Annotated in this window: 20 protein-coding genes; 16 read left to right on the top strand and 4 right to left on the bottom strand. The window is 69.0% G+C overall.

All coding sequences use genetic code 11. The features are described from left to right. The first annotated feature begins 9 nt into the window (after positions 1-9). The 4 genes from secD (at position 10) to ABZ348_RS29860 (ending at position 6,188) form a co-directional block, all read left to right on the top strand. Entirely contained in the window at positions 10-1,782 is a 1,773-nt protein-coding gene (gene secD, locus ABZ348_RS29875; protein WP_358938291.1) for a protein translocase subunit SecD, read from the top strand. 1 nt (position 1,783) lies between these two features. Then, positions 1,784-2,941 carry a protein translocase subunit SecF gene (secF, locus tag ABZ348_RS29870; protein WP_358938289.1) on the top strand — a complete coding sequence of 386 codons (1,158 nt, stop codon included), beginning with the start codon at positions 1,784-1,786 and terminating at the stop codon, positions 2,939-2,941. Then, on the top strand, positions 2,938-3,480 hold the full coding sequence (locus tag ABZ348_RS29865) for an adenine phosphoribosyltransferase (RefSeq protein ID WP_358938287.1): 543 nt from the start codon (positions 2,938-2,940) through the stop codon (positions 3,478-3,480). The genes secF and ABZ348_RS29865 overlap by 4 nt, the downstream gene beginning before the upstream one ends. A gap of 158 nt (positions 3,481-3,638) precedes the next feature. Continuing rightward, positions 3,639-6,188: a RelA/SpoT family protein gene (locus tag ABZ348_RS29860; RefSeq protein WP_358938285.1), complete on the top strand. Its 2,550-nt coding sequence runs from the start codon at positions 3,639-3,641 to the stop codon at positions 6,186-6,188. A 94-nt stretch (positions 6,189-6,282) separates the two neighbouring features. Here ABZ348_RS29860 and ABZ348_RS29855 read toward each other — a convergent pair whose 3' ends face one another. Then, a complete protein-coding gene (locus tag ABZ348_RS29855; RefSeq protein ID WP_358938283.1) occupies positions 6,283-7,515 on the bottom strand; it encodes a DUF349 domain-containing protein in 1,233 nt (410 codons plus the stop codon). A 177-nt stretch (positions 7,516-7,692) separates the two neighbouring features. Next, positions 7,693-8,487 carry a peptidylprolyl isomerase gene (locus tag ABZ348_RS29850; RefSeq protein WP_358938281.1) on the bottom strand — a complete coding sequence of 265 codons (795 nt, stop codon included), beginning with the start codon at positions 8,485-8,487 and terminating at the stop codon, positions 7,693-7,695. Positions 8,488-8,698: 211 nt separating this feature from the next. Between ABZ348_RS29850 and ABZ348_RS29845 the strand changes: the two genes are divergently transcribed. The 4 genes from ABZ348_RS29845 to ABZ348_RS29830 all read left to right on the top strand — a co-directional run bounded on the left by ABZ348_RS29845 (position 8,699) and on the right by ABZ348_RS29830 (position 13,058). Then, positions 8,699-9,406 (top strand): MBL fold metallo-hydrolase, encoded by a 708-nt coding sequence (locus tag ABZ348_RS29845; protein ID WP_358938280.1) that lies wholly within the window; start codon positions 8,699-8,701, stop codon positions 9,404-9,406. A gap of 12 nt (positions 9,407-9,418) precedes the next feature. Next, a complete protein-coding gene (hisS, locus tag ABZ348_RS29840) occupies positions 9,419-10,681 on the top strand; it encodes a histidine--tRNA ligase (RefSeq protein ID WP_358938278.1) in 1,263 nt (420 codons plus the stop codon). Positions 10,682-10,983: 302 nt separating this feature from the next. Further along, positions 10,984-11,619: a vitamin K epoxide reductase family protein gene (locus tag ABZ348_RS29835; RefSeq protein ID WP_358938276.1), complete on the top strand. Its 636-nt coding sequence runs from the start codon at positions 10,984-10,986 to the stop codon at positions 11,617-11,619. Between the two features lie 80 nt (positions 11,620-11,699). Further along, positions 11,700-13,058, top strand: a complete 1,359-nt coding sequence (locus ABZ348_RS29830; protein WP_358938274.1) for a replication-associated recombination protein A — start codon at positions 11,700-11,702, stop codon at positions 13,056-13,058. A 40-nt stretch (positions 13,059-13,098) separates the two neighbouring features. Here ABZ348_RS29830 and ABZ348_RS29825 read toward each other — a convergent pair whose 3' ends face one another. Further along, a complete protein-coding gene (locus ABZ348_RS29825) occupies positions 13,099-13,800 on the bottom strand; it encodes a DUF2470 domain-containing protein (RefSeq protein WP_358938272.1) in 702 nt (233 codons plus the stop codon). 191 nt (positions 13,801-13,991) lie between these two features. Between ABZ348_RS29825 and rpsD the strand changes: the two genes are divergently transcribed. After that, complete coding sequence (rpsD, locus tag ABZ348_RS29820) at positions 13,992-14,606, top strand: 30S ribosomal protein S4 (RefSeq protein ID WP_250923145.1); 615 nt, start codon at positions 13,992-13,994, stop codon at positions 14,604-14,606. A gap of 22 nt (positions 14,607-14,628) precedes the next feature. Here rpsD and ABZ348_RS29815 read toward each other — a convergent pair whose 3' ends face one another. Then, positions 14,629-16,848, bottom strand: a complete 2,220-nt coding sequence (locus tag ABZ348_RS29815; RefSeq protein ID WP_358938270.1) for a regulator — start codon at positions 16,846-16,848, stop codon at positions 14,629-14,631. 155 nt (positions 16,849-17,003) lie between these two features. Here ABZ348_RS29815 and ABZ348_RS29810 point away from each other — a divergent pair, with 155 nt between their 5' ends. The 7 genes from ABZ348_RS29810 (at position 17,004) to ABZ348_RS29780 (ending at position 24,006) form a co-directional block, all read left to right on the top strand. After that, positions 17,004-17,444 (top strand): DUF948 domain-containing protein, encoded by a 441-nt coding sequence (locus ABZ348_RS29810; protein ID WP_358938268.1) that lies wholly within the window; start codon positions 17,004-17,006, stop codon positions 17,442-17,444. A 6-nt stretch (positions 17,445-17,450) separates the two neighbouring features. Then, complete coding sequence (locus tag ABZ348_RS29805; RefSeq protein ID WP_358938267.1) at positions 17,451-17,783, top strand: DUF6167 family protein; 333 nt, start codon at positions 17,451-17,453, stop codon at positions 17,781-17,783. Then, positions 17,783-20,452, top strand: a complete 2,670-nt coding sequence (alaS, locus tag ABZ348_RS29800; RefSeq protein ID WP_358938265.1) for an alanine--tRNA ligase — start codon at positions 17,783-17,785, stop codon at positions 20,450-20,452. The genes ABZ348_RS29805 and alaS overlap by 1 nt, the downstream gene beginning before the upstream one ends. Further along, positions 20,452-20,916: a Holliday junction resolvase RuvX gene (gene ruvX, locus ABZ348_RS29795; protein WP_358938263.1), complete on the top strand. Its 465-nt coding sequence runs from the start codon at positions 20,452-20,454 to the stop codon at positions 20,914-20,916. The genes alaS and ruvX overlap by 1 nt, the downstream gene beginning before the upstream one ends. A 104-nt stretch (positions 20,917-21,020) precedes the next feature. After that, positions 21,021-22,709: an endolytic transglycosylase MltG gene (mltG, locus tag ABZ348_RS29790; protein WP_358938261.1), complete on the top strand. Its 1,689-nt coding sequence runs from the start codon at positions 21,021-21,023 to the stop codon at positions 22,707-22,709. Further along, positions 22,706-23,533: a shikimate dehydrogenase gene (locus ABZ348_RS29785; RefSeq protein WP_358938259.1), complete on the top strand. Its 828-nt coding sequence runs from the start codon at positions 22,706-22,708 to the stop codon at positions 23,531-23,533. Before mltG ends, ABZ348_RS29785 begins: the two co-directional genes overlap by 4 nt. A gap of 44 nt (positions 23,534-23,577) precedes the next feature. Further along, the gene (locus ABZ348_RS29780; RefSeq protein ID WP_358938257.1) at positions 23,578-24,006 is read left to right on the top strand and encodes a hypothetical protein; all 429 of its coding nucleotides are present in this window, start codon (positions 23,578-23,580) and stop codon (positions 24,004-24,006) included. Positions 24,007-24,170: the final 164 nt, after the last annotated feature.

Raw genomic sequence — 24,170 nt, 5'->3', positions numbered from 1 at the left:
AACGAGAAGGTGGCAGCACCGAACAGGGGCCGAAGGCCCGCGGGGGCCCAGGGTAAGCCAGTGCGCACCCTGGTACTGATCCTGATCGCCATGGTCGCGCTGACCGGCGGGATGTTCGTGTCCGGGCACACCACGCCCCGACTGGGCATCGACCTCGCGGGCGGTACGACGATTACGCTCAAGGCCGAGGCGGAGCCCGGCAAGGAGAGTGCGGTCAACGAGACCAATATGAACACGGCGGTCGGCATCATCGAGCGCCGCGTCAACGGTCTCGGTGTCTCGGAGGCCGAGGTCCAGACCCAGGGCCGCGAGAACATCATCGTCAACATCCCCAAGGGGACGGACTCCGAGCAGGCCCGCAAGCAGGTCGGTACCACCGCGCAGCTCTACTTCCGCCCGGTGCTGACCGTCGCCGCGGGCGGGGTCACACCGCAGCAGCCCGCCCCCACGCCGTCGGCGTCCAGCAAGGACAAGGCCACGGACGGGAAGAAGGACCCGGCTCCCCCCGCCGCCTCCGCGGCACCCAGCGCCACCGCCCAGGGGCGGGCCGTCACCGAGGGCCTGAAGGCCCCCGCCACGACATCGCCGTCTCCGGCCGCGTCGTCATCGGCCGACAAGGCCGCGGACCCCTCGCAGCCCCCGGCTCCTGCCACGACCCCCGGCGGCACCCCGGAGACCGGCGCGCTGGACAAGGAGTTCGCCGCGCTGAACTGCCTGGACGAGAAGTCCCGCGCGAACGCCGGCAACAACGCCAAGCCCGAGAACCCCATGGTCGCCTGTGGCTCCAACGACGGCGGCAAGACCTGGGAGAAGTACCTCCTCGGCCCGGCGGAGCTCGACGGCAAGGACGTCGACGACGCCAAGGGCCAGATGGACCAGCAGCGTGGTATCTGGATCGTCACGATGGACTTCACCAAGGGCGGCGCCAAGAAGTTCCAGAAGATCACCGCCAAGCTGTCGGCGCAGCAGTCCCCCCAGAACCAGTTCGCGATCGTCCTCGACGGTGAGGTCGTCTCCGCTCCGCAGGTCAACACGGTGCTGAGCTCCAACGCCGAGATCTCCGGCAGCTTCAAGCAGCAGGAAGCCCAGGACCTCGGGAACATCCTGTCCTATGGTGCGCTGCCGCTGACCTTCGAAGAGCAGAGCGTCACGACCGTGAGCGCCGCCCTCGGCGGCGAGCAGCTGAAGGCCGGTCTCATCGCCGGCGCCATCGGCCTCGTACTCGTCATCATCTATCTGGTGGCCTACTACCGGGGTCTGGCGGCCATCGCCATCCTGAGCCTCTTCGTCTCGGCGGGTCTGACCTACTCGCTGATGGCACTGCTCGGCCCGGCCATCGGCTTCGCACTCAACCTGCCCGCGGTCTGTGGAGCCATCGTCGCCATCGGCATCACAGCGGACTCGTTCATCGTCTACTTCGAACGCGTCCGGGACGAGATCCGCGAAGGCCGTACGCTCCGCCCGGCCGTCGAGCGTGCCTGGCCGCGGGCCCGGCGCACGATCCTCGTCTCCGACTTCGTGTCGTTCCTCGCCGCCGCGGTGCTCTTCGTGGTCACCGTCGGCAAGGTCCAGGGCTTCGCCTTCACGCTGGGTCTGACCACCCTGCTCGACGTGGTCGTGGTCTTCTTCTTCACCAAGCCTCTGATGACGCTCATGGCACGCACCACGTTCTTCGGCGGCGGTCATCCCTGGTCCGGTCTCGACCCCAAGCGCCTCGGCGCCAAACCCCCGCTGCGTCGCTCGCGCCGCACCTCCGCCCCCACCGAACCGAAGGAGGCGTGAGATGTCGCGTCTCGGCTCCATTGGCGTCAGGCTCTACCGCGGCGAGATCGGCTATGACTTCGTCGCCAAGCGGAAGTTCTGGTACGCCGTCTCGATCCTGATCACCATCACGGCCATCGTCGGCCTGGCGGTGCGGGGTCTGAACATGGGCATCGAGTTCAAGGGCGGCGCCGTCTTCAGCACCCCCGCGAAGTCGAACGCCTCGGTTTCCGTGGCGCAGGAGACCGCGCAGGAGGCCTCGGGCCACCACGCCATCGTCCAGGAGCTGGGCAACGGCAGCCTGCGCATCCAGGTCAGCGAGCTGGACACCGCCCAGGCGACGAAGGTCCAGAAGCAGCTCTCCACGGAACTGAACATCCCCGTGGACCAGATCGACGCCGAGCTGGTCGGTCCCAGTTGGGGCGAGCAGATCGCCAACAAGGCGTGGACCGGTCTCGGGGTCTTCATGATCTTGGTGGTGATCTATCTCGCCATCGCCTTCGAGTGGCGAATGGCGATCGCCGCCCTGATCGCGCTGATCCACGACCTCACGATCACGGTCGGCGTCTACGCCCTGGTCGGCTTCGAGGTCACGCCGGGTACGGTGATCGGTCTCTTGACCATCCTCGGCTACTCCCTCTACGACACCGTCGTCGTCTTCGACGGTCTCAAGGAGGGCGCGGTCGGCATCACCAAACAGTCCCGCTTCACGTACAGCGAGGTCGCCAACCGCAGCCTGAACGGCACGCTGGTGCGGTCCATCAACACCACGGTCGTCGCCCTCCTGCCGGTCGCCGGTCTGCTGTTCATCGGTGGCGGGTTCCTCGGCGCGGGAATGCTCAACGACATCTCGCTGTCGCTGTTCGTGGGCCTCGCGGCCGGTGCGTACTCCTCGATCTTCATCGCCACTCCGCTCGTCGCCGACCTCAAGGAACGCGACCCGCAGATGAAGGCGCTGCGCAAGCGGGTCCTGGCCAAGCGCGCTGCCGCCCTCTCCAAGGGCGAGTCGATCGACGAGGACGACGACCCCTCCCACGGGGACGACCCCCAAACCCCCCACCATCACGACGGCCCGGTCGACGCCGCGCCGGTGGTGGCGGGTGGCCCCAGCAGCCCCAGTAGTCCCGTCGTCGGACAGCGCGGGCGCGGCCGGGGTCGCTCATCGGGCAGGCGGCGATGACCACCGCTTCCCAGGAGCTCCTGCTCAGCCGCATTCGTGACGTTCAGGACTACCCCCAGCCGGGAGTCGTCTTCAAGGACATCACCCCGCTGCTCGCCGACCCCAAGGCGTTCACGGTCCTCACCGATGCGCTCACCGAGATCTGCGTGCGCAGCGGGGCGACCAAGGTCGTCGGTCTCGAAGCGCGCGGCTTCATCCTGGGTGCGCCGGTCGCGGTCCGCGCCGGGCTGGGTTTCATCCCGGTCCGCAAGGCGGGCAAGCTGCCCGGGGCCACGTTGGCGCAGACGTACGACCTGGAGTACGGCACGGCGGAGATCGAGATCCACGCCGAGGACCTCAACGACGGTGATCGCGTGATGGTCATCGACGACGTCCTCGCGACGGGTGGCACCGCCGAGGCGGCGATGCAGTTGATCCGTCGCGGCGGTGCCGAGGTCGCCGGAATAGCGGTGCTCATGGAGCTCGGTTTCCTCGCCGGCCGGAGCCGGCTGGAGAGCGCCCTTCGCGGGGCTCCGCTGGAGTCACTGCTCACTCTGTGACCAGTGGGTCCGACCCGTTGTCAACAGGCCCCTGGGGGCCCCGGGAATTCCGGGACCCCAGGGGCCTGTTTCAGCCTCTGGGGCAGTAGTACGCCGAGGTCGATACCATGGCCTCTCCGGACCTGACTGGGGGACCCGGAACCGCACGAGGAGCGCTCTTGCCAGACGAGGCCCGTCCCGCCACCGCCGCGCAGCCCGCCCAGAAGGCCGACAAGGCCGCGGCAGCCCCTGTCATGCCCGAGAAGAATGCGGCTGAAAAGCCCGGGTCGACAGCTCCCGACCGCACGGGCGGTGCGACCGGCTCCACGGCGTCCTCGGCGCTGAAGCCCACCACGCCCTCGCCGGCCGCCAAGTCCCGCCCCGCGCCCTCCCCTGCGTCCCGGCCGGCCCCCGGCAGCACCCAGCGCTCCGCCGCGGGCTCCTCCAACCGGGTACGGGCCCGCCTCGCGCGCCTCGGCGTACAGCGCTCCTCGCCGTACAACCCCGTCCTGGAGCCGCTGCTGAGGATCGTGCGCAGCAACGACCCCAAGATCGAGACGGCCACGCTCCGCCAGATCGAGAAGTCGTACCAGGTCGCAGAGCGCTGGCACCGGGGGCAGAAGCGCAAGAGCGGCGATCCGTACATCACCCATCCACTCGCCGTCACCACCATCCTCGCCGAGCTGGGCATGGATCCTGCGACGCTGATGGCCGGACTGCTGCACGACACCGTCGAGGACACCGAGTACGGCCTCGACACGCTCCGTCGTGACTTCGGCGACCAGGTCGCCCTGCTGGTCGACGGCGTCACCAAGCTGGACAAGGTCAAGTTCGGCGAGGCCGCGCAGGCCGAGACCGTGCGCAAGATGGTCGTGGCGATGGCCAAGGACCCCCGGGTCCTGGTCATCAAGCTCGCCGACCGGCTCCACAACATGCGCACCATGCGTTACCTCAAGCGGGAGAAGCAGGAGAAGAAGGCCCGCGAGACCCTGGAGATCTACGCCCCGCTCGCCCATCGACTGGGCATGAACACCATCAAGTGGGAGCTGGAGGACCTCGCCTTCGCGATCCTCTACCCGAAGATGTACGACGAGATCGTGCGGCTGGTCGCCGAGCGGGCACCCAAGCGCGACGAGTACCTCGCCATAGTGACCGACGAGGTGCAGTCCGACCTGCGGGCCGCCCGCATCAAGGCCACCGTCACCGGACGCCCCAAGCACTACTACAGCGTCTACCAGAAGATGATCGTCCGCGGTCGGGACTTCGCGGAGATCTACGACCTGGTGGGCATCCGCGTCCTGGTGGAGTCCGTACGCGACTGCTACGCGGCGCTCGGTACGGTCCACGCGCGATGGAACCCGGTCCCCGGCCGGTTCAAGGACTACATCGCGATGCCGAAGTTCAACATGTACCAGTCGCTGCACACCACGGTGATCGGTCCCAACGGCAAGCCGGTCGAGCTCCAGATCCGCACCTTCGACATGCACCGCCGCGCCGAGTACGGCATCGCCGCCCACTGGAAGTACAAGCAGGAGGCCGTCGCCGGCGCGTCCAAGGTGCGCACCGACGTCCCCAAGAAGTCCGGCAAGGACGACCACGTCAACGACATGGCGTGGCTGCGCCAGTTGCTCGACTGGCAGAAGGAGACCGAGGACCCCTCGGAGTTCCTTGAGTCCCTGCGCTTCGACCTCTCGCGCAACGAGGTCTTCGTCTTCACGCCGAAGGGCGACGTCATAGCGCTCCCGGCGGGCGCCACCCCGGTCGACTTCGCGTACGCCGTGCACACCGAGGTGGGCGACCGCACCATAGGCGCACGGGTCAACGGCCGGCTGGTGCCCCTGGAGTCCACCCTCGACAACGGCGATCTCGTCGAGGTGTTCACCTCCAAGGCCGAGGGCGCGGGCCCCTCCCGCGACTGGCTGGGATTCGTCAAGTCACCCCGGGCCCGCAACAAGATCCGGGCCTGGTTCTCCAAGGAGCGCCGCGAGGAAGCGATCGAGCAGGGCAAGGACGCCATCGTGCGTGCCATGCGCAAGCAGAACCTGCCCATCCAGCGCATCCTCACCGGCGACTCCCTGGTCACCCTGGCGCACGAGATGCGCTACCCGGACATCTCGTCGTTGTACGCGGCGATCGGCGAAGGCCATGTCGCAGCCCAGGGCGTCGTGCAGAAGTTGGTCCAGGCGCTCGGCGGCGAGGAGGCGGCCAACGAGGACATCGCCGAATCGGTGCCGCCCTCGCGCAGCCGCAAGAAGCGCCGCTCCAGCAATGACCCCGGTGTGGTCGTCAAGGGTGTCGAGGACGTCTGGGTCAAGCTCGCCCGGTGCTGCACGCCGGTACCCGGCGATCCGATCATCGGCTTCGTCACCCGTGGCAGTGGCGTATCGGTGCACCGCGCCGACTGCGTGAACGTCGACTCGCTGTCCCAGCAGCCCGAGCGGATCCTGGACGTCGAGTGGGCACCCACCCAGTCGTCGGTGTTCCTGGTCGCCATCCAGGTGGAGGCGCTGGATCGGTCCCGGCTGCTCTCGGACGTCACCCGGGTCCTGTCCGACCAGCACGTGAACATCCTGTCGGCGGCCGTGCAGACCTCCCGTGACCGGGTCGCCACCTCGCGCTTCACCTTTGAAATGGGCGACCCCAAGCACCTCGGCCATGTGCTCAAGGCGGTCAGGGGAGTGGAGGGCGTGTACGACGTCTACCGGGTCACCTCGGCACGCCGACCGTAGACGTCCGCCGCAGGGCCCCGACAACGCGAACGCGAAGGGGGCTTCCATACCACCGGGTACGGAAGCCCCCTTCGCGTTCGTCATGCGGGGCGGCCTATCGGCCCCCGAACTCCTCCAGGCCCTTCAGCGCCTGGTCGAGCAGCGCCTGGCGGCCTTCGAGCTCCTTGGCGAGCTTGTCCGCCTTGGCGTTGTTGCCGGCCGCACGGGCGGTGTCGATCTGTCCGCGCAACTTGTCCACGGCTGCTTGGAGCTGGCCCGTCAGACCCGCGGCACGCGCCCGGGCCTCCGGGTTCGTACGACGCCACTCGTTCTCCTCGGACTCCTGGAGCGCACGCTCGACCGTGTGCATCCGGCCCTCGACCCGCGGCCGGGCGTCGCGCGGCACGTGCCCGATCGCCTCCCAGCGTTCGTTGATCGAACGGAAGGCGGCCCGCGCAGCCTTGAGGTCCGTCACCGGAACCAGCTTCTCCGCCTCGGTGGCGAGTTCTTCCTTGAGCTTCAGGTTCTCCGCCTGCTCGGCGTCCCGCTCGGCGAACACCCCGCTGCGCGCGGCGAAGAAGACGTCCTGGGCACCGCGGAAACGGTTCCACAGTTCGTCCTCGGCATCGCGCTGGGCCCGTCCTGCGGCCTTCCACTCCGCCATCAGTTCCCGATAACGGGCGGCCGTGTTGCCCCAGTCCGTGGAGCCGGAGAGCGACTCGGCCTCGGTGACCAGCCTCTCCTTGACCTTGCGGGCGTCCTCGCGCTGGGCGTCCAACGAGGCGAAGTGGGCCTTGCGGCGCTTGGAGAAGGCGGAGCGCGCGTGGGAGAAGCGGTGCCACAGCTCGTCGTCCGACTTGCGGTCGAGCCGGGGAAGGCCCTTCCAGGTGTCCACGAGCGCCCGCAGCCGCTCACCGGCCGATCGCCACTGGTCGCTCTGGGCCAACTCCTCGGCCTCGCTGACCAGCGCCTCCTTGGCCACGCGTGCTTCGTCGTGCTGCTTCGCCCGCTGGACCTTGCGCTCCTCACGGCGCTTGTCGACCGCTTCGGTGATCGCGTCGAGCCGCTTGGCCAGGGCGTCGAGGTCGCCCACGGCGTGGTGCTCGTCCACCTGCTGGCGCAGATGGTCGATGGCGGTCTGAGCGTCCTTGGCCGACAGGTCGGTGGTCTTCACCCGCCGTTCGAGGAGACCGATCTCGACCGCCAGGCCCTCGTACTTGCGCTCGAAATAGGCCAGGGCCTCCTCGGGAGTGCCGGCCTGCCACGATCCGACGACCTTCTCGCCGTCGGCTGTACGCACGTACACGGTGCCCGTCTCGTCGACACGGCCCCACGGGTCGCTGCTCACAGCGCCTCCTCCACCTGATGCCCGCCAAGGGGGCTGCCCCCGGGCATCGTCCACAGTTTCCTCGGGGCGGGCAGCGCCCACCCTGCACAACGCCAATCTAGGCGACCATCCGCCCGGCTGTCCGCACTCAGCGCGTCCGAATTCCCGGACCCGCCCGGGGCCGCGCGGCCCTGCGGATCACTCCTTGGTGACGTCCGCGCGCTGGATGGTGACGGACGTGGTCGGGGCCCCGTCGCTGCCACCACCGGTGACACCGGCCTTCGCGATGTCCTGGACCACCTTGAGGCTGGCGGCGTCCATCGTGCCGAACTGGGTGTAGGTGGGGGGCAGTCGACTGTCCTTGTAGACGAGGAAGAACTGGCTCCCGCCGGTGTTGGGTTGGTTGGTGTTGGCCATGGCCACGGTGCCGGCCGGGTACGGAACCTTGCCGTCAGCCTCGGGCTTGCCGAGGGCCGCCAGGTTCTCGTCGGGGATGTTGTAACCGGGGCCACCGGTCCCGTCACCCTTCGGGTCGCCGCACTGGAGGACGAAGATGCCCTCGGTGGTCAGTCGGTGACACTTGGTCGCGTTGAAGTAGCCCTTGCCCGCGAGCGCCTTGAAGGAGTTGACGGTGCGCGGGGTCTTCGCCGCCTCCATCGCGATCTTGACGGTGCCCCGATCGGTGGTGAGCCGCATCGAGTACGTGGCCTTCTTGTCCACGGACAGGGTCGGCTCGGGGCTCTTGACCTCGGACGGTGCCGGGTCGGCGGGGTTGCTCGCGGTGTCGCCCGGAGTCTGGGCGTCCGTCTTGGTGTCCCCGTCGGAGAGCCCGATCGAGAGGTAGACCGCTCCGCCCGCCGCGATCACCACCGCAGCCGCCGCGGCGATGACCGTGTTGCGCTGCCGCCTCCTGCGTACCTGCGCCCTGCGCTGCTGCTGGCGCTCGAACTTCTCCCTGGCGAGCTGGCGCCGTCGCTGATCGCTGCTGACCACCGGGTCTTCTCCCTCATTCCTGTGCACCGCAGGTGCCGCCGACCGGTTGAGTGTGCCCGTACCGTATACGGGTTGGCTGTGGACGCAGCACCGCCGGTAGGCTCTGAACTGCCGCGATCCGTACTTCCGGATGCGGAGCGTTCCCTCTTTGCCATGACATCTCCGCCACCCCGTGTGGCGCCGCGCCTCCACCACCACCTTGAGGACGATCGTGCTTATTGCCGGGTTCCCCGCCGGAGCCTGGGGGACCAACTGCTATCTGGTCGCCCCGGCCGCGGGCGAGGAGTGCGTCATCATCGACCCGGGCCACCAGGCCGCCGAGGGCGTCGCCGAAGCGGTCAGGAAGCACCGCCTCAAGCCGGTCGCCGTGGTCCTCACCCACGGCCACATCGACCATGTGGCCTCGGTCGTCCCCGTCTGCGGTGCCCATGACGTGCCCGCCTGGATCCATCCCGCCGACCGGTACATGATGAGCGACCCCGAGAAGGCCCTCGGCCGCTCGCTGGGCACCCAGCTCATGGGGGAGCTCACCGTAGGCGAGCCGTCCGACGTCCACGAGCTGGTCGACGGCGCCCGACTGGCGCTCGCCGGCATGGAGCTGACCGTGTCGCACGCGCCCGGTCATACCAAGGGGTCGGTGACCTTCCAGATGCCCGAGACCGGGGACGTGCCCCCGGTGTTCTTCTCGGGCGATCTGCTCTTCGCCGGCTCCATCGGACGCACCGACCTCCCCGGGGGCGACCACGGTGAGATGCTCCAGTCGCTGGCCCGCGTGTGCCTGCCGCTGGACGACTCCACCGTGGTGCTGTCGGGACACGGTCCCCAGACGACCATCGGCCGTGAGCGCGCCACCAACCCCTACCTCAGGGAAGTGGCCGCCGGTCTCGGGAGCACGGACGCTCCCCGACGAGGAATGTGACGAGAGATCTTCGTGAGCACCTTTCAGGCCCCCAAGGGCACCTATGACCTGCTGCCGCCCGCCTCGGCGACCTATCTGGCGGTGCGCGAGGCCATCGCCGCCCCGCTGCGCAGCTCCGGCTACGGCTATGTCGAGACCCCCGGGTTCGAGAACGTCGAACTGTTCGCTCGCGGAGTCGGTGAGTCCACCGACATCGTGAGCAAGGAGATGTACGCCTTCGAGACCAAGGGCGGCGACCGGCTCGCGCTGCGCCCCGAGGGCACCGCGTCCGTCCTGCGTGCCGCGCTGGAGGCGAACCTCCACAAGCAGGGCATCCTGCCCGTCAAGCTCTGGTATTCCGGCTCGTACTACCGCTACGAGCGACCGCAGAAGGGTCGCTACCGCCACTTCTCGCAGGTGGGCGCGGAAGCGATCGGCGTGGAGGACCCGGCGCTCGACGCCGAGCTGATCATCCTGGCGGACCAGGCGTACCGCTCGCTCGGACTGCGCAACTACCGGCTCCTGCTGAACTCGCTGGGCGACAAGGAGTGCCGTCCCGTCTACCGCGAGGCGCTCCAGGAGTTCCTGCGCGGGCTGGACCTCGACGAGGAGACCCGGCGCCGGATCGACATCAACCCCCTGCGGGTCCTCGACGACAAGCGCTCCGAGGTCCAGAAGCAGCTGACCGATGCACCGCGGCTCGCCGACTACCTCTGTGACGCCTGCCGCGCCTACCACGCCCAGGTGCGTGAGCTGCTCACCGAAGAGGGCGTTGCCTTCGAGGACGACGAGAAGCTGGTGCGCGGGCTGGACTACTACACGCGAACCACCTTCGAGTTCGTCCACGACGGTCTCGGCTCCCAGTCCGCGGTGGGTGGCGGCGGCCGTTACGACGGGCTGTCCGAGATGATCGGCGGGCCGGAACTGCCCTCGGTCGGCTGGGCGCTCGGCGTGGACCGCACGGTGCTCGCCCTGGAGGCGGAGGGCATCGAGCTGGCCGTTCCTGCGGTCACCAGCGTCTTTGCGGTACCGCTCGGTGAGGAGGCCCGCAAGGCGTTGTTCGGTGTGGTCACGCAACTGCGACGGGCGGGCGTGGCCGCCGATTTCGCGTACGGCGGTCGGGGCCTCAAGGGAGCCATGAAGGTGGCCAACCGCAGCGGCGCCCGTTACACGCTCGTGGCGGGTGAGCGCGATCTGGCCGAGGGACACGTCCAGCTGAAGGACATGGAGTCCGGCGAGCAGACGCCCGTGCCGCTGGCGGAGATCACGGACGTGCTGCGCACGCGTCTGGCCTGAGTGAGCGGATCGGAGCCGGTCTTCCCGCGGGAGGGCCGGCTCCTGCGTGTACCGGTTCGTACGAACGTCAACCGTCCACCCTCCGGGGCCATCCACGGAGGGACAGGTTTTTCGGCCTGCGAAGGGTGCATTTCCAGCCATCGCTCGAAAGCTCGGTCGTTGTCGCCCCCGCCCCACGTCGCCGCCCTCCCTTATCGAACACAACGCTCGAACCTCCTTATCTCCATCGAACAGGGGTCTCACAGGGGGGTGCGGCACAATGTCCGTGCCCGTGCAGGCGACTGAGCAAGGGAAGCGGCGATATGACGACAGCGGCGGTAGACGATGTGTCCTCGGGCGAGCGTGAGGACGGCGCCAGAGGGACGATCGGAGGCAGTCGTTCCCTCGCCTGGCTGTTGGTGATCACGGGCGCGGCGGGACTGCTGGCCTCCTGGGTCATCACGATCGACAAGTTCAAGCTGTTGGAAGACCCCTCGTTCACCCCGGGGTGCAGCCTCAACCCCGTGGTCTCCTGCGGCAACATCATGAAGAGCGACCAGGCATCCGTGTTCGGCTTCCCGAACCCGATGCTCGGTCTGGTGACGTACGCGATGGTCATCGCCATCGGTGTCGCCCTGCTGGCGGGGGCCCGCTACCGGCGCTGGTACTGGCTCGGACTCAACGCCGGCTGCCTCTTCGGCGTCGGATTCTGCACCTGGCTGATGTACCAGTCCCTGTACAACATCAACTCCCTGTGCCTGTGGTGCTCACTGGCCTGGGTCGCCACCATCGTGATGTTCTGTTACGTCACCGTCCACAACGTGCGCCACCGGATCGTCAAGGTGCCCGAGGGGCTGCGCAGCGCGCTGCTGGAGTTCCACTGGATGCCGCCCGTGCTGTGGATCGGCATCATCGGCATGCTCGTCCTGACCCGCTGGTGGGACTTCTGGACCAGCTGAGCCCCGCTCGACGCCCCGGCGCCCCTGCCCGCTCCCGCCGGCCAGGGGCGTTGTCACTGCCCTGACATAGGCTGCGAGGTGTGGAGCCCGACTTGTTTACCGCCGCAGCCGAAGAACGCCAGGAGAAGGATCCCTCCAGCAGCCCCCTGGCCGTTCGGATGCGTCCGCGCACCCTCGACGAAGTCGTCGGCCAGCAGCATCTGCTGAAGCCGGGCTCGCCCTTGCGTCGACTGGTGGGAGCCGGCCCCGGTGGCGGCCCCGGACCGGCCGGTCCGTCGTCGGTGATCCTCTGGGGCCCTCCCGGCACGGGCAAGACGACCCTGGCGTACGTGGTCTCCAAGGCGACCGACAAGCGCTTCGTCGAGCTCTCGGCCATCACCGCCGGCGTCAAGGAAGTACGTGCGGTCATCGAGGGCGCGCGTCGGGCGGCGGGCGGATTCGGTCGGGAGACGGTCCTCTTCCTCGACGAGATCCACCGCTTCTCCAAGGCGCAGCAGGACTCCCTGCTGCCGGCGGTCGAGAACCGCTGGGTGACGCTGATCGCCGCCACCACGGAGAACCCCTACTTCTCGGTGATCTCTCCCCTGTTGTCCCGTTCGCTGCTGCTGACCCTGGAGTCCCTCACCGATGAGGACCTCAAGGGCCTGCTGGCCCGAGCCCTGGCCGACGAACGCGGTCTGCGGGGGAGCCTCTCACTCCCCTCGGACGCCGAAGCCCATCTGCTGCGCATCGCAGGCGGTGACGCCCGGCGCGTGCTGACGGCGCTGGAGGCAGCCGCCGGCGCCGCGCTCGACAAGGGCGAGTCGGAGATCTCGCTCCAGACCGTGGAGGAGACGGTCGACCGCGCGGCCGTCGCGTACGACCGGGACGGCGATCAGCACTACGACGTGGCGAGCGCCCTGATCAAGTCGATCCGGGGCTCCGATGTGGACGCGGCGCTGCACTACCTCGCCCGCATGATCGACGCGGGCGAAGACCCCCGGTTCATCGCCCGCAGACTCATGATCTCGGCGAGTGAGGACATCGGACTCGCGGATCCGACGGCCCTGCCCACGGCCGTCGCAGCCGCCCAGGCGGTGGCGATGATCGGCTTTCCCGAGGCGGCTCTCACCCTCAGCCACGCCACGATCGCCCTGGCGCTGGCTCCCAAGTCGAACACCGCCACGACGGCGATCGGCGCGGCGCTCGCCGACGTCCGTGCGGGTTCGGCGGGCCCGGTGCCCTCGCACCTGCGCGACGGCCACTACCAGGGCGCGGCCAAACTGGGACATGCCAAGGGATACGTCTATCCGCACGACGTTCCCGGCGCCATCGCGGCCCAGCAGTACGCGCCGGATGCCGTGCACGGCAAGCGCTACTACGAACCGACGCGCTACGGCGCCGAGGCCCGCTACGCCGATGTGGTGGAGAAGGTGCGGGAGCGGCTGCGCGGCGAGTAGGCGCGGGGAGCAACGGCCCGGCGTGCGCGAGGGCTCCCGGTCAGTGGGTCGCCGCTTCGAACAGCGTGTGCATCGCCCGTCGCAGTTCCGTGATGTCGTTGACCGGCTCCGGAAAGTCGAAGCGGGCGTCGAAGCACTGTTCGGCGACGAAGCGCACCCGTAGGCCGAACCGGTCGAGCGCGAGCGGGACCGCACGCCGGATGCGTCCATTCTCCGTGCCCATGCCGTCCGAGCGGTCGCCGAGCAGCGCGCACAGTTCCTGCATCTGCTCGCCGTGGGCGGAGTGGAGGTGCTGGAGCAGTTCGGTCTCGTGCGCGACGAGCGGGTCGACGCGCGCCTGGGTGAAGTCCTCGGGTTCAACGGCACCGGCCCCCCACAGGTCGTCCACGCTGAGCTCCCCGACTTCGAGGCGGAGCATCATGAAGCCGGGCTCCGCGAGCCCGGGCACCGATGTGAGCCATCCGGAGACCCAGGCACGGCCGCGGATGCGGTGGGGCACCGAGACCGGGGCGACGTCGGTGATCTCCAGCACCGCGCTGAGCTCGTCGTCCTGTGCGTGGGTGGCGGCGCGCACGGCGAGGGAGTCCGCAGGGAAGAGGAGGAACACCTCACCGTCGGGTCCCACGACCCGGGCGTGCGGGCTCATCAGCTCCGGGCGGGGTGCCTCGACACCGGCGATGAGCAGTACCGCTGAGCATGTACTCTGTACGAGAGTTCGTGTGCGCTCGGCTGCTGACGGCATCCGAGTGATTTCAAGCCCGCTGGGACGCGGCTGACCATGAGCTGATCGGACCTCCGTCGCATCGACGCTCCCTTGAGCAGCGTCGACGTTCTTTGTGCTGTCCGTGATGCGTTTGGTGTTCCCCGGGCGAGACATGCGATCTCCTTGAGTAAGGTGAGCCTAACCTAACCTATATCGGAGGTCTGGAGAACGTGCCTAACCAGTCGCGTCCCAAGGTCAAGAAGTCTCGTGCGCTCGGCATTGCGCTGACGCCGAAGGCCGTCAAGTACTTCGAGGCCCGCCCGTACCCCCCGGGTGAGCACGGCCGTGGCCGCAAGCAGAACTCGGACTACAAGGTCCGTCTGCTGGAGAAGCAGCGGCTGCGTGCCCAGTACGACATCAGCGAGCGCCAGATGGTCCGCGCCTACGACCGCGCCCGCAAGGCCGAGGGCAAGACGGGCGAGGCGCTGGTCATCGAGCTGGAGCGTCGTCTCGACGCCCTGGTCCTGCGTTCGGGCATCGCCCGCACCATCTACCAGGCCCGTCAGATGGTCGTCCACGGCCACATCGAGGTCAACGGCGGCAAGGTCGACAAGCCGTCCTTCCGCGTCCGTCCCGACGACGTCGTGATGGTCCGCGAGCGCTCCCGCGAGAAGACCCTCTTCCAGGTCTCCCGCGAGGGTGGCTTCGCCGCCGACGGTGAGACCCCGCGCTACCTCCAGGTGAACCTGAAGGCCCTGGCCTTCCGCCTGGACCGCGACCCGCAGCGCAAGGAAGTCCCCGTGATCTGCGACGAGCAGCTCGTCGTCGAGTACTACGCCCGCTGATCCGGGCGGGGTATCCCGCGTCTCAGCCCGTCGTCTCCCCCGCCTGCGCGGTCGGGGAGCCGGCGGGCTCTCGCGTTTCCGGTCGCTCCGCGACGGATGGCTCGGGCGAGGAGCCGTCCGCATGACCGGGCGGGACCGTCAGGCAGCGATCCGGAGGCGTCAGTGCACGCTGGATCGCCGCATCGAGCGACAGTCCGCTGCCCTCGTCCAGCAGCGACCGGTAGCGGTCGGGGTCCAAAGCCTCCCGTACGAGTCGACGGCAGAGCTCACGGGGTGCCCCGAAGCGTCCGGTGCTGGAGTGGGGGACTCCGAGGGTGTCCCACACGGCCGCCGCCGCGCCCAGCAGGACGGCGGCCTCGGTCTGGCCGTCGCCCCTCGCCGTCATCAGGGCCAGCAGTTCCAGACAGAGGGCGGCGCCGACCGGGTCGCTGAACCGGTGGGCGATGGAGACCGCCTCGCCGAGCTGTTCGCGCGCCACGACCGAAGCGCCGTCGAGCCATGCCGCGTAGCCCTGGGCGTACAGCGCGTACGACCGTGCCCACAGCTCCCCGTTGTCACGGCAGATCGAGAGCACCTCGTCGGACAGCTCCCGAGCCTCCTCTCGGCGCTCCTGGAAGACCAACGACATCGCCAGCGAGGTCTGGGCCAGCAGAACATTGCCGTTGAGCTCGCCCAATTCGCGGTAGGAGGCCAACGCTCCGCGCAGAAGGTCCTCAGCGTGCGCCGGTGAGTCGGAGAGCAGCGCCAGGGCGCCCAGCCGGTGCACCGCGTACGCCACGGCCATCGGATGATCGTCCCGGATGCCCCGCTCGCGGCACTCGTGCAGCACCTCGGCCGCGGCCGTGCCGTCGCCCTGGAGCAGTGCCACCTGCCCGAGCACCCACTGGGCCTTGAGCCGGGACGCGGTGCGGCCGTTCGGCCGTGCGAGCACCCGGTCCAACCAGTGCCTGCCTTCGGCGAGGCGCCCACAGCCGACCCAGAAGAACCAGAGGGTGCCCGCCAGATGCTGGCCGAGATGGGTGTCCTCCTCGCTCTCCAGACAGAGTTCGAGGGCGGCGCGCAGATCGGGGAGGGCACTCTCGGCGGAGGCCGCCACCTCCAACTGGCGCGGACTGAACCAGTCCAGTTCGCACCAGGTCGCCCAGCCCATGTACCAGTCGCGATGTCTCTTGCGCAGCCGTACGTCGTCGCCCAGCGCCTTCAGCCACTCCCCGCCGTAGTACCGCAGGGTGTCCAACATGCGGTAGCGCACGCCCGCGGGAGTGTGGACGCGGGTGACGACCGACTGGGCGAGCAGCCCGGCCATCACTTCGGGCACGCTGTCGGCGGGCAGGTCCGGCCCGCTGCAGACGTACTCCACCGCCTCCAGGTCGAACTCGCCGGCGAAGACGGCGAGTCGTGCCCACAGCAGCCGTTCCGGCGGAGTGCACAGCTCATGGCTCCAACCGACGGTCGTACGGAGGGTCTGGTGGCGCGGCGGCAGACCGCGACCGCCGCCGGTCAGCAGTCGAAAGCGGTCGTCCAATCGTTTCAGCACCTGATCGAGGCTGAGCACGGCCAGTCGACCGGCCGCCAGTTCCAGCGCCAGTGGTATGCCGTCGAGGCGGCGGCAGATCTCCTGGACGGCGGCCTGGTCGTCGTCGGTCAGCCGCACGCGGGGGAGTACGAGGGCGGCCCGGTCGGTGAACAGCTGCACCGCGTCCGGCTCGATCATCGGCGCCAGTGGGAGGATCGCTTCGGCCGCCGTGCCGAGGGGGCGACGGCCCGTGGCGAGGACCTGGAGTCCCGGGGCGGCTGACATGAGCTCGGTCACCAACTGCGCGCATTCCGCCGCCAGGTGCTCGAAGCCGTCGACGACGAGGAGCAGGTGCCTGTCGGCGAGGTGGTCGAGCAGCACGTCCCGCGGTGGTCGGCTGCCGCGGTGGGTGAGGCCGAGGGCCTCCACGAGGCTGTGTCCGATGAGTCCGGGATCGCGGATCGCCGAGAGCTCCATGCGTCGCACACCATCGGCGTACCGATTCTGCACAGCGGTGGCGCACTGTGTGGCGAGCCGTGACTTGCCCACCCCGCCCACACCGGCGACGGTGACCAACCGCGAACCGTCGAGCAGCCGGACGAGTTGGGCGAGTTCATCGACGCGGCCGACGAAGCCCTGGGCATCGATGGACGAGGCGTCCTGCCCGGGCGGACGGCCGTGCGGATGACCGTCGGGGAACGGGCAGTTGCGGTGGGAGCGGCGCATGGGACACGCAGCGTACCCGCGTGATTCCACTCCGTACAATCATCGTGCACGACCGTCCCGACCGTCATCAATGCGGTAGGGGGCAAGAGCGCAGGCGCGATAGGCTCGGCAGAGGTTTTCAGACGTGTCCGGCGATAGGCAGAGAGCGGTGCAGCGTGACCGGTGGAGAGGTTGCCGGGATTCTGGTGGCCGTCTTCTGGGCGATCCTGGTCTCCTTCCTCGCGGTGGTGCTGGTGAGGTTGGCACAGACGCTCAGGGCGACCACCCGACTGGTGGCAGAGGTGACCGAGCAGGCCGTGCCGCTCCTCGCTGATGCATCCGCCACCGTCCGCTCCGCGCAGACCCAACTGGACCGGGTCGACGCGATCGCCACCGACGTCCAAGAGGTCACGTCCAACGCCTCCGCGCTCTCTACAACCGTCGCCTCCACTTTCGGCGGCCCGCTGGTCAAGGTCGCGGCGTTCGGTTACGGCGTCCGACGGGCGATGGGCCGGGTGCCCGACGAGCGCCCGCGGGACCGCTCCCGGCGGACCGTCGTCGGTCGCACCATCCCGGGCGCCCGCGAGGGGCGCGGCCGGTGGGGCAGAAAGGGTTGACGAACGATGTTCCGCCGAGCCTTCTGGTTTAGCGCCGGTGCCGCAGCCGGCGTCTGGGCCACCAACAAGGTCCATCGCAAGATCCAGCAACTGACCCCCGAGAGCCTCGCGGCGCAGGCCGCGAACAAGGCCATCGGCGCGGGTCACAAACTCAAGGACTTCGCGCTCGACGTACGGGCGGGAATGGCCCAGCGCGAGGAGGAGTTGGGCGAGGTGCTCGGTATGCACCCCCCGGCCGACCCCGCCGAACTGCCAGCACCAACCCAGCGCGCCGCTCTGGGGCGACCCCCCTACACCCAGCACCCCGACCACTCGTACAACCGGAATGAGGACCACTGATGGAGTCGGCTGAAATCCGCCGCCGCTGGCTGAGCTTCTTCGAGGAGCGCGGACACACCCCCGTGCCCTCGGCGTCGCTCATCGCGGACGACCCGACTCTGCTGCTGGTCCCCGCGGGCATGGTCCCCTTCAAGCCGTATTTCCTCGGTGAGGCCAAGCCGCCCGCGCCGCGCGTCACCAGCGTGCAGAAGTGCGTCCGCACCCCGGACATCGAAGAGGTCGGCAAGACGACCCGGCACGGCACGTTCTTCCAGATGTGCGGCAACTTCTCCTTTGGCGACTACTTCAAGGAAGGGGCCATCAAGCTGGCCTGGGAGCTGCTCACCAGCTCCGTCGCCGACGGTGGCTACGGCCTGGACCCCGAGCGCCTGTGGATCACGGTCTACAAGGAGGACGACGAGGCCGAGCGCATCTGGCGCGACGTCGTCGGCGTGCCCTCCGAGCGCATCCAGCGCCTGGGCATGGGACCGAACTTCTGGTCGATGGGCGTCCCCGGCCCCTGCGGCCCCTGTTCCGAGATCAACTACGACCGTGGCCCCGAGTTCGGCGAGGAGGGCGGCCCGGCCGTCAACGACGAGCGCTACGTGGAGATCTGGAACCTGGTCTTCATGCAGTACGAGCGCGGCGCCGGCGAGGGCAAGGAGGACTTCCCGATCCTCGGGGAGCTGCCGTCGAAGAACATCGACACCGGACTCGGCCTCGAACGTCTCGCGATGATCCTGCAAGACGTGCACAACATGTACGAGACGGACACCCTGCGCGTCGTCATGGACAAGGCGACCGAGCTGACCGGCGTGGGTTACGGCGTCGACCACGGCTCGGACGTGTCCCTGCGCGTGGTGGCCGACCACATCCGCACCTCCGTGATGCTCATCGGCGACGGCGTGACCCCGGGCAACGAGGGACGCGGCTATGTGCTGCGCCGCATCATGCGCCGTGCGATCCGCAACATGCGTCTCCTCGGTGCCACGGGACCGGTCGTCGCCGAACTCGTCGACGTGGTCATCAAGACCATGGGCGAGCAGTACGCGGAACTGGTCACCGACCGCAAGCGGATCGAGACCGTCGCACTGGCCGAAGAGGCCGCCTTCCTGAAGACGCTCAAGGCCGGTACCAACATCCTGGATACGGCCATCAGTGAGGCCAAGACCGGCGGTGCCAAGGTCCTCGCCGGTGACAAGGCGTTCCTGCTCCACGACACCTGGGGCTTCCCGATCGACCTCACCCTGGAGATGGCCGCCGAACAGGGTCTGAGCGTCGACGAGGACGGTTTCCGTCGACTGATGAAGGAGCAGCGGGACAAGGCGAAGGCCGACGCCCGCGCGAAGAAGACCGGACACGCCGACCTCTCCGCGTACCGTGCGGTCGCCGACAGCGCCGGCTCCACCGAGTTCACCGGCTACCTCACCACCGAGGGCGAGTCGACCATCGTCGGCCTCCTCGTGGACGGCGTGCCCTCGCCCGTCGCCTCCGAAGGGGACGAGATCGAGGTCGTCCTCGACCGCACCCCGTTCTACGCCGAGGGCGGCGGTCAGCTCGCCGACCAGGGCCGGATCAAGCTGGACTCCGGTGCCGTCATCCAGATCCGCGACGTGCAGCAGCCGGTCCCCGGCGTCTCCGTCCACAAGGGGTCGGTGCAGGTCGGTGAGGTCACCGTGGGCTCCTCCGCCTATGCGGCCATCGACATCAGGCGGCGGCGCGCCATCGCCCGTGCGCACAGCGCCACCCACCTCACCCACCAGGCGCTGCGCGATGCGCTCGGTCCCACGGCCGCCCAGGCCGGTTCGGAGAACTCGCCCGGTCGCTTCCGCTTCGACTTCGGTTCGCCGTCGGCCGTGCCCGGCACGGTGCTCGTCGACGTCGAGCAGCGGATCAACGAGGTCCTCTCCCGCGAGCTCGACGTCCAGGCCGAGGTCATGAGCTTGGAAGACGCCAAGAAGGCCGGTGCCATTGCCGAGTTCGGCGAGAAGTACGGCGAGCGGGTGCGGGTCGTGACCATCGGGGACTTCTCCAAGGAGCTGTGCGGCGGCACCCACGTCCACAACACCGCCCAACTGGGTCTGGTGAAGCTGCTGGGCGAATCGTCGATCGGCTCCGGCGTGCGGCGCATCGAGGCGCTGGTCGGCGTGGACGCGTACCACTTCCTCGCCAAGGAGCACACGGTGGTGGCCCAGCTCCAGGAGCTGGTCAAGGGGCGTCCCGAGGAGCTGCCCGAGAAGATCTCGGGCATGTTGTCCAAGCTGAAGGACGCCGAGAAGGAGATCGAGCGGTTCCGGGCCGAGAAGGTACTCCAGGCGGCTGCCGGACTGGTCGAGAGCGCCCGGGACATCCGCGGGGTGGCCCTGGTGACCGGATCGGTCCCGGACGGCACCTCCGCCGACGATCTGCGCAAACTGGTCCTCGACGTGCGCGGCCGGATCCAGGGTGGCCGCCCCGCGGTCGTGGCCCTGTTCACTGTGGCGAACGGTCGTCCGCTGACCGTGATCGCCACCAACGAGGCCGCTCGTGAACGCGGTCTGAAGGCCGGTGACCTGGTGCGCACGGCGGCGAAGACGCTCGGTGGTGGCGGCGGCGGCAAGCCCGACGTCGCGCAGGGCGGTGGTCAGAACCCGGACGCCGTCGTGGACGCCATGGCCGCCGTGGAGCGTCTGGTCATCGAGACCTCCTGATGCGCAGAGGACGACGTCTCGCACTGGACGTCGGGGACGCCCGGATCGGGGTCGCTTCGTGCGACCCCGACGGGGTGCTCGCCACTCCGGTCGAAACCGTGCCGGGGCGCGATGTCCCGGCCGCGCACCGACGGCTGAAACTGCTCGTCGAGGAGTATGAGCCGATCGAGGTCATCGTCGGGCTGCCCCGCTCGCTCAGCGGCGGAGAGGGTCCCGCCGCGGTGAAGATCCGGGCCTTCGCCCAGGTGCTGGCGCGGGGCATTGTGCCCGTACCGGTGCGATTGGTCGACGAGAGGATGACCACAGTAACGGCGACCCAAGGACTCCGTGCCTCGGGCGTGAAGTCCAAAAAGGGACGCTCTGTCATTGACCAAGCTGCCGCTGTGGTGATCCTTCAGAACGCTCTGGAGTCCGAACGGGCGTCAGGGACTCCACCCGGCGAGGGCGTCGAAGTGGTTGTCTGATCGCGATACGGTAACGTTCCGCGCGATGCGGCGGTGTTCGAACAGCTGCCGCACAGAAAAGAGGCGGCGCGGCGAACCGGCCACCTCGCGGCCCTAGGGGATCGATGACTGATTATGGCCGGGGCCCCGGCTCCGAACCGTGGCATCCCGATGACCCTTTGTACGGTGATCAGGGATGGGAAGGCCAGGCTGGAACCGGCCAGGATTTCTCCAGCGGTCAGCCGCCGCAGCAGTACGGTCAGCCGCCGCAGCACCAGGACTACGGCGCGCAGAACCAGTACCAGCAGCAGTACGGCCAGCAGGGCTACGAAGGCCAACAGCCCTATCAGGGGCAGCAGTTCGACGGCCAGGGCGCTGGACAGCAGTACGGCGGCGGTTGGGACACCAGCCAGCAGACCTCGATGCCCTACGGCGGTAGCCCCGCCGACGGCTACGGCGGCACGCCCTCCGGCTACGACGGTCAGCAGCAGGCCGACCCGTACGCCACCGCCGATGCGTACCCGCCGCCACAGCCTCCCTCGCACCGCCGCGACCCCGACCCCGAGCCCGCCGCCGGCCCGGGACAGTGGGACGCGGAGGCCCCCGAGGAGGAGAAGCACCCGTTCTTCACCGGTGAGGAAAGCGACGACACCGACGGGTACGACGACGAGCCCGGCTCGCGCCGCAGACGTGGCGGCGGGGGCGACGACGGTGGTGAGCGCCGCGGCAAGGGCAAGAAGAAGGGCCGTAACGGCTGTGCCTGCCTCGTCGTCTCCCTGGTCCTGTTCGGCGGCCTCGGCGGTGTCAGCTACTTCGGCTACCAGTTCTGGCAGGGAAAGTTCGGCGCCCCGGCGGACTTCGCGGGCGCGGGCAGCGGCAGCACCCAGATCGAGGTGCCACCGGGAGCCGGCCTCGCGGAGATCGGCAACATCCTGAAGAAGGCCGGCGTCGTCAAGAGTTCGGGCGCGTTCGTGTCCGCGGCGCAGGGCAAGAGCGTCGAGGCGGGCGTCTACACCCTGCCCAAGGAGATGTCGGGCGCGAACGCGGTCGAGGCGATGCTCGATCCGAAGAGTCGCAACAACCTGATCGTCCCCCCCGGCAAGCGGAACGTCTGGGTCTATGCGGAGATCGACAAGCGCCTTGAGCTCAAGGAGGGCACGACGGCTGCGGCTGCCAAGGCGCAGGTGAAGTCGCTGAACCTGCCCTCCTGGGTGACCGAGGCCAAGGGCCTCCAGGACCCGCTGGAAGGCTTCCTCTTCCCGGCGACCTATCCGATCGCCAAGGGCACGAAGCCGGAGGCCGTGCTCAAGAAGATGGTCGCCGAGGCGAACAAGGAGTACGGCAGGACCAATCTTGCGGCGGAGGCCTCCAAGCTGGGTCTGGCGTCGCCGCTCGAACTGATCACCGTGGCGAGCCTGGTGCAGGCCGAGGGCAAGTACAAGCACGACTTCGACAAGGTGTCCCGGGTGGTCTACAACCGCCTGAAGGAGGGCAACGTCGAGACGGTCGGCCGGCTGGAGTTCGACTCGACGGTCAACTACATCAAGGGACAGAGCAGGCTCGACATCGGCTCCGTCGACAAGCTGCGCCAACTGAAGCACCCGTACAACACGTACCACGTCAGGGGACTGCCGCCCGGCCCCATCGGGAACCCGGGGCAGGACGCCCTGGCATCGGCCCTCAATCCGACTCCCGGGCCCTGGTACTACTTCGTCTCCATCACCGAGGAGGAGACCCTCTTCGCGGAGACGAACCGCGAGCACGAGCGCAATCGGCAGAAGTATCTGGAGCAGCAGGAGAAGTCCGGTCAGTGAGCAGTACCAACAGGCGGGCGGCGGTCCTCGGATCGCCCATCGCCCACTCCCTCTCGCCGGTGCTGCACCGTGCGGCCTATGCGGAACTGGGCCTCGACCACTGGTCGTACGACAGGTTCGAGGTGGACGAGGCCGCGCTGCCGGGTTTCCTGGCCGGGCTCGACGGTTCATGGGCCGGGCTGTCGTTGACCATGCCGCTCAAGCGGGCGATCCTTCCGCTGCTCGACGAGATCAGTGAGACCGCGGCCTCGGTGGAGGCCGTCAACACGGTTGTCTTCGGCGACGACGGGCGCAGGGTCGGGGACAACACCGATGTTCCCGGCATGATCGCCGCCCTGCGCGAGCGGGGCGTGGAGACCGTGGAGTCGGCGGCGGTCCTCGGGGCCGGTGCGACGGCGTCTTCGGCGCTCGCCGCGCTGGCGCGGATCTGCACCGGCCCGGTCACCGCCTATGTCCGCAGCGAGGGCAGGGCCGCCGAGATGAGGGAGTGGGGCGCTCGCCTCGACGTCGACGTGCGCACGACCGGCTGGGAGGAGGCCGCACGGGCACTGCGGTCACCCCTGGTCATCGCCACTACTCCGGCCGGGACCACCGATGCGCTCGCCGCAGCCGTCCCCGAACGACCGGCCACGCTGTTCGACGTGCTGTACGAGCCCTGGCCCACCCAACTCGCGGCGTCCTGGTCGGCGCGGGGCGGAGCCGTGGTCAGCGGTTTGGACCTCCTCGTCCATCAGGCGGTCCTCCAGGTGGAGCAGATGACCGGTCATCAGGGCCCCTTGTACGCCATGAGGACGGCGGGCGAACACGCGCTCGAAAGTCGCTAAGATCCTCCGCATTCGGTGGAAAACGGCGTATGGGGGGATGGCTCATGCACGAGGATGAACTGGGGCAGCCGCAGGCGGGGATCGTCAGCAAGATCTTCGACGGAGTAGTGGCCTTCCTGCCGGACTGGGCGGAGATCCCGCTGCTCTGTCTCATCCTCCTGATCTTTGCCGTCCGCGGGGTGCTGTGGGTGAGGGAGAAGATCGAACAGCGGCGCATCGCCCGCGGAGGGCAGCCCGTCGTCAACGCACCGGGCTCCCAGGACAGCGGCGCTGACCATCTGGGCGCGTACGCCCCACCACGGCCGCAGCAGGGCCCATCCGGCGCGGACTTCCTCGGCGCGTACGCACCACAGCAGGAGCCCCAGGCCACCCCTGCTGCCCGAGCCACCCCCGCCGCACAGTCGGCTCCCAGCGGAGCCGACTTCCTCGGGTCGTACGCACCCCGGCGGGACGACCGGTCCGAGGAGCGCTGAGGAACGGCGCAGCGGGTGGGGCCGACGCCTGCACCGAGCGGTCGGTACGACATCCGGGCCGATCGACCGCTCGCTCATGCGTCCGATTGCTGGACCGTCGCAGGGCCACCTCCGTGGACGTGGGAGGATCGGATGTGGCGGGCCAGGGCCGCGCACCCGGCCGC

It is taken from the genome of Streptomyces sp. NPDC005963 (genome assembly GCF_040638655.1).
Classification (GTDB): domain Bacteria; phylum Actinomycetota; class Actinomycetes; order Streptomycetales; family Streptomycetaceae; genus Streptomyces.
The sequence above is the reverse complement of the archived record's forward strand: the minus strand, read 5'-3'. Positions and strand labels throughout refer to the sequence as shown.

What these genes read in the sequence shown, in the direction of transcription:
- secF (WP_358938289.1), top strand. Translation starts at nt 1,784, where the DNA reads ATGTCGCGTCTCGGCTCCATTGGCGTCAGGCTCTACCGCGGCGAGATC.
- ABZ348_RS29865 (WP_358938287.1), top strand. Translation starts at nt 2,938, where the DNA reads ATGACCACCGCTTCCCAGGAGCTCCTGCTCAGCCGCATTCGTGACGTT.
- ABZ348_RS29835 (WP_358938276.1), top strand. Translation starts at nt 10,984, where the DNA reads ATGACGACAGCGGCGGTAGACGATGTGTCCTCGGGCGAGCGTGAGGAC.
- ABZ348_RS29825 (WP_358938272.1), bottom strand. Translation starts at nt 13,800, where the DNA reads ATGCCGTCAGCAGCCGAGCGCACACGAACTCTCGTACAGAGTACATGC.
- ABZ348_RS29815 (WP_358938270.1), bottom strand. Translation starts at nt 16,848, where the DNA reads ATGCGCCGCTCCCACCGCAACTGCCCGTTCCCCGACGGTCATCCGCAC.
- ABZ348_RS29805 (WP_358938267.1), top strand. Translation starts at nt 17,451, where the DNA reads ATGTTCCGCCGAGCCTTCTGGTTTAGCGCCGGTGCCGCAGCCGGCGTC.
- alaS (WP_358938265.1), top strand. Translation starts at nt 17,783, where the DNA reads ATGGAGTCGGCTGAAATCCGCCGCCGCTGGCTGAGCTTCTTCGAGGAG.
- ruvX (WP_358938263.1), top strand. Translation starts at nt 20,452, where the DNA reads ATGCGCAGAGGACGACGTCTCGCACTGGACGTCGGGGACGCCCGGATC.
- mltG (WP_358938261.1), top strand. Translation starts at nt 21,021, where the DNA reads ATGACTGATTATGGCCGGGGCCCCGGCTCCGAACCGTGGCATCCCGAT.
- ABZ348_RS29780 (WP_358938257.1), top strand. Translation starts at nt 23,578, where the DNA reads ATGCACGAGGATGAACTGGGGCAGCCGCAGGCGGGGATCGTCAGCAAG.